This window comes from Nitrosomonas sp. (genome assembly GCF_040256045.1).
GTDB lineage: Bacteria > Pseudomonadota > Gammaproteobacteria > Burkholderiales > Nitrosomonadaceae > Nitrosomonas.
In genome coordinates this window covers 1-2274 of sequence record NZ_JBDZWD010000099.1, presented here as the reverse complement: position 1 = coordinate 2274, position 2274 = coordinate 1, and the positions used below count along the sequence as shown (strand labels likewise).

The following is a 2274-nucleotide window of genomic DNA, read 5'->3' as shown; positions in this document are numbered from 1 at the left end:
CAAAACCGTCGAGCAACTCTTTAAAATCAAATCATTTTATGTGACGTAGGCTATACAGATCAGCCGTAGGACTGAACGAATCACTGTAGGCTACAAAAAATGTGATTGATCTGAAAAATGGTAAGACAAGTCTCCGCGTGTGCTCCACTCGCCATATCTCAGTTTGGGAGAGAGTGTATTCGAATACTCCGCTTTCATCTCGTCGCGTCGTCTGCCCAGTGTAAGCTTCCATTTGGGAATGAACTCGATCGTATCTTGCATATAAATGGCATAAGTGCGGGATTTGGAATCGACTGGATTCCCTGTTGAATTGATCTCGTAAGGGTAATACGCAGGGGGATTGGCCGATGTCGTTCCCCCAAAATTCTGCAAAGAATGACGGAAGCCATCTTCATTGAGATATTCTGCACCAGCGAGAAATTCATGGTTCATTCCAAGCAGTTGGAATTTTTTATTGTAATCTGTCTGAATAGTCAGTGTTTCGTAGTCCATGGCACGGGTCGGGCCACCATTACAGTTAGTGAGCAAATCTTGCCTTCGGCATTAGGAGCAACAGTAAGACTGGGAGTACGTGCCCAGTAACTGCGTTCATAATCACCATAGCGTAACTGGGTACGCCATTCACTGTCTGGTGAGAAACGGTGAGTAAAGCTTGCCGTAGTGATATTTATGGTGCTTTTGTCAAAATTACTGTTGGTTCCCCAGTAGTATTTTGCTGGAAATCGTTCTTGTGGTTTGCGTGTCGCGGTATCAAAGCTTACGCCAAAATCCGGTTTGTCGTGCGGATGTGGCTCAGAATAAATTCGTTAGCAGTGTTGAGGCCTATCCCGGCACTGATGGCGAGCCCGTCACGATCCAGGCCGGGTCGGTCGTTTGCGGCCGGGTTTTTGCGCCAGCTGTCTTCGGTACGTTTCATTCCATTGAAGCGGATGGCAATGGTGTCAGTGATCTGTTTGTTGAAATCATCGGTCATTTCGTAGTAACCGTACATGCCGACGCTACCAGTGATTTTTCCTTTATCTCCGATGTGGGATACGCTGACCTGGTTGATGACGCCACCGGCCTGGCCGCGCCCGAACAGCATGGCGCCTGCTCCGCGCAGTATATCTATTTGCTCTATATAGAAGATTTCACGGTTGTACTGTGCAGTATCATGGATACTGTCCGGATACATATCGCCAAAGGTATAGAAATCGCACAATATCATGTTGTTACCACCTCGACCGCCTTTGGCGGCATTGAAAGTCAGACCGACAACTGGTGCAGCGCATCCCTCAATGAGCTTGCCTGATAATCTTCCATGAACTGATTGGTAATGGTGGTTACTGCCTGCGGAATATCGTGTGGATCCTGCAATTTTTTACCTACACGAGTCGTGGTGGCACGTTAACCGTCCTGCTCTTCGGCGCTTGTCTGCACCTTGATGGTGGGAAGAACGGCTGCTTTGGATGATTCATTTCCTTCTGCCGCAAAGGCTCTGATCGACAGCCCACTGGCCATCAGTGCTGCACCCAGAGGGAGCAACGTTTTTTGCTGTTGCGACATTTCACTTCCTTCTAATGAGAGTGTTGACTGCCTTGCTGCTGGTAATTAAAAAATTGTTATCAAGGCTTCTGGTTCAGAAGAATACTGTTCAGATCAATTCCGATTTGCTGTTCGTCAGTTGAAACGCTGCTGATTCCGATGAGAATGACATGCATGGAAAATGGTATTACAGTGAGGTACACACTAAAAAACCGGTAAATCTACTCATAGAATTATTATAGTTAATATTAATATCAATGCTTCCTTATGACGAATGGGAGAAAATTTGCAGGGGTTTTCGTTACTGATTAGAAAAGCTCAAAGACCGGTGGGGCAGGGAGAAAGCGAGGAAGGAGAGAGCAGCAAGCCCGGGAGTATATTGAATTTTTCTCGTTTTAATCTCTGCTGAAGAACAAGTTGAACCGGTCATTCAATCACGAACAGTCGATTTTGTTTCCGGATAGGGATGCAGTATGTTGAGTGCTACACTTATCCCGGCTTTTTCGACGATACGTATGTGTTCCCGGCGCAGTTCGCGAGCGTGCTGTAATCCGCAGGAGTGGGCGATCATGTCGATTTCACGATTAACGTTGATTGCATAATTAGCTACCCGCAGGTATTTTTCTTCCACTACCAGACCACGCTGCAGGCGCGGGTTGTGGGTAGTAATGCCGGTTGGGCAGGTATTCAGATGGCAGCGCATGGCCTGGATGCAACCCAGGGAAAACATGAATCCGCGGGCAGTATTGA

The 2274-nt window shown here is 47.2% G+C and carries 4 protein-coding genes; all 4 read right to left on the bottom strand.

From position 1 onward, the window contains the following. Positions 1-90: 90 nt before the first annotated feature. Positions 91-528 carry a TonB-dependent receptor domain-containing protein gene (locus ABUL11_RS11235; protein ID WP_350283939.1) on the bottom strand — a complete coding sequence of 146 codons (438 nt, stop codon included), beginning with the start codon at positions 526-528 and terminating at the stop codon, positions 91-93. Positions 529-757: 229 nt separating this feature from the next. Next, complete coding sequence (locus ABUL11_RS11230) at positions 758-1207, bottom strand: TonB-dependent receptor (protein ID WP_350283938.1); 450 nt, start codon at positions 1205-1207, stop codon at positions 758-760. 179 nt (positions 1208-1386) lie between these two features. Beyond that, positions 1387-1545: a hypothetical protein gene (locus tag ABUL11_RS11225; RefSeq protein WP_350283937.1), complete on the bottom strand. Its 159-nt coding sequence runs from the start codon at positions 1543-1545 to the stop codon at positions 1387-1389. A gap of 409 nt (positions 1546-1954) precedes the next feature. Next, positions 1955-2274: glutamate synthase-related protein (locus tag ABUL11_RS11220; protein WP_350283936.1), on the bottom strand; the 320-nt coding region annotated here is incomplete at its 5' end.

Coding starts and splice junctions, on each gene's coding strand:
- ABUL11_RS11225 (WP_350283937.1), bottom strand. CDS start 1,545: ATGTCGCAACAGCAAAAAACGTTGCTCCCTCTGGGTGCAGCACTGATG.
- ABUL11_RS11230 (WP_350283938.1), bottom strand. CDS start 1,207: ATGATATTGTGCGATTTCTATACCTTTGGCGATATGTATCCGGACAGT.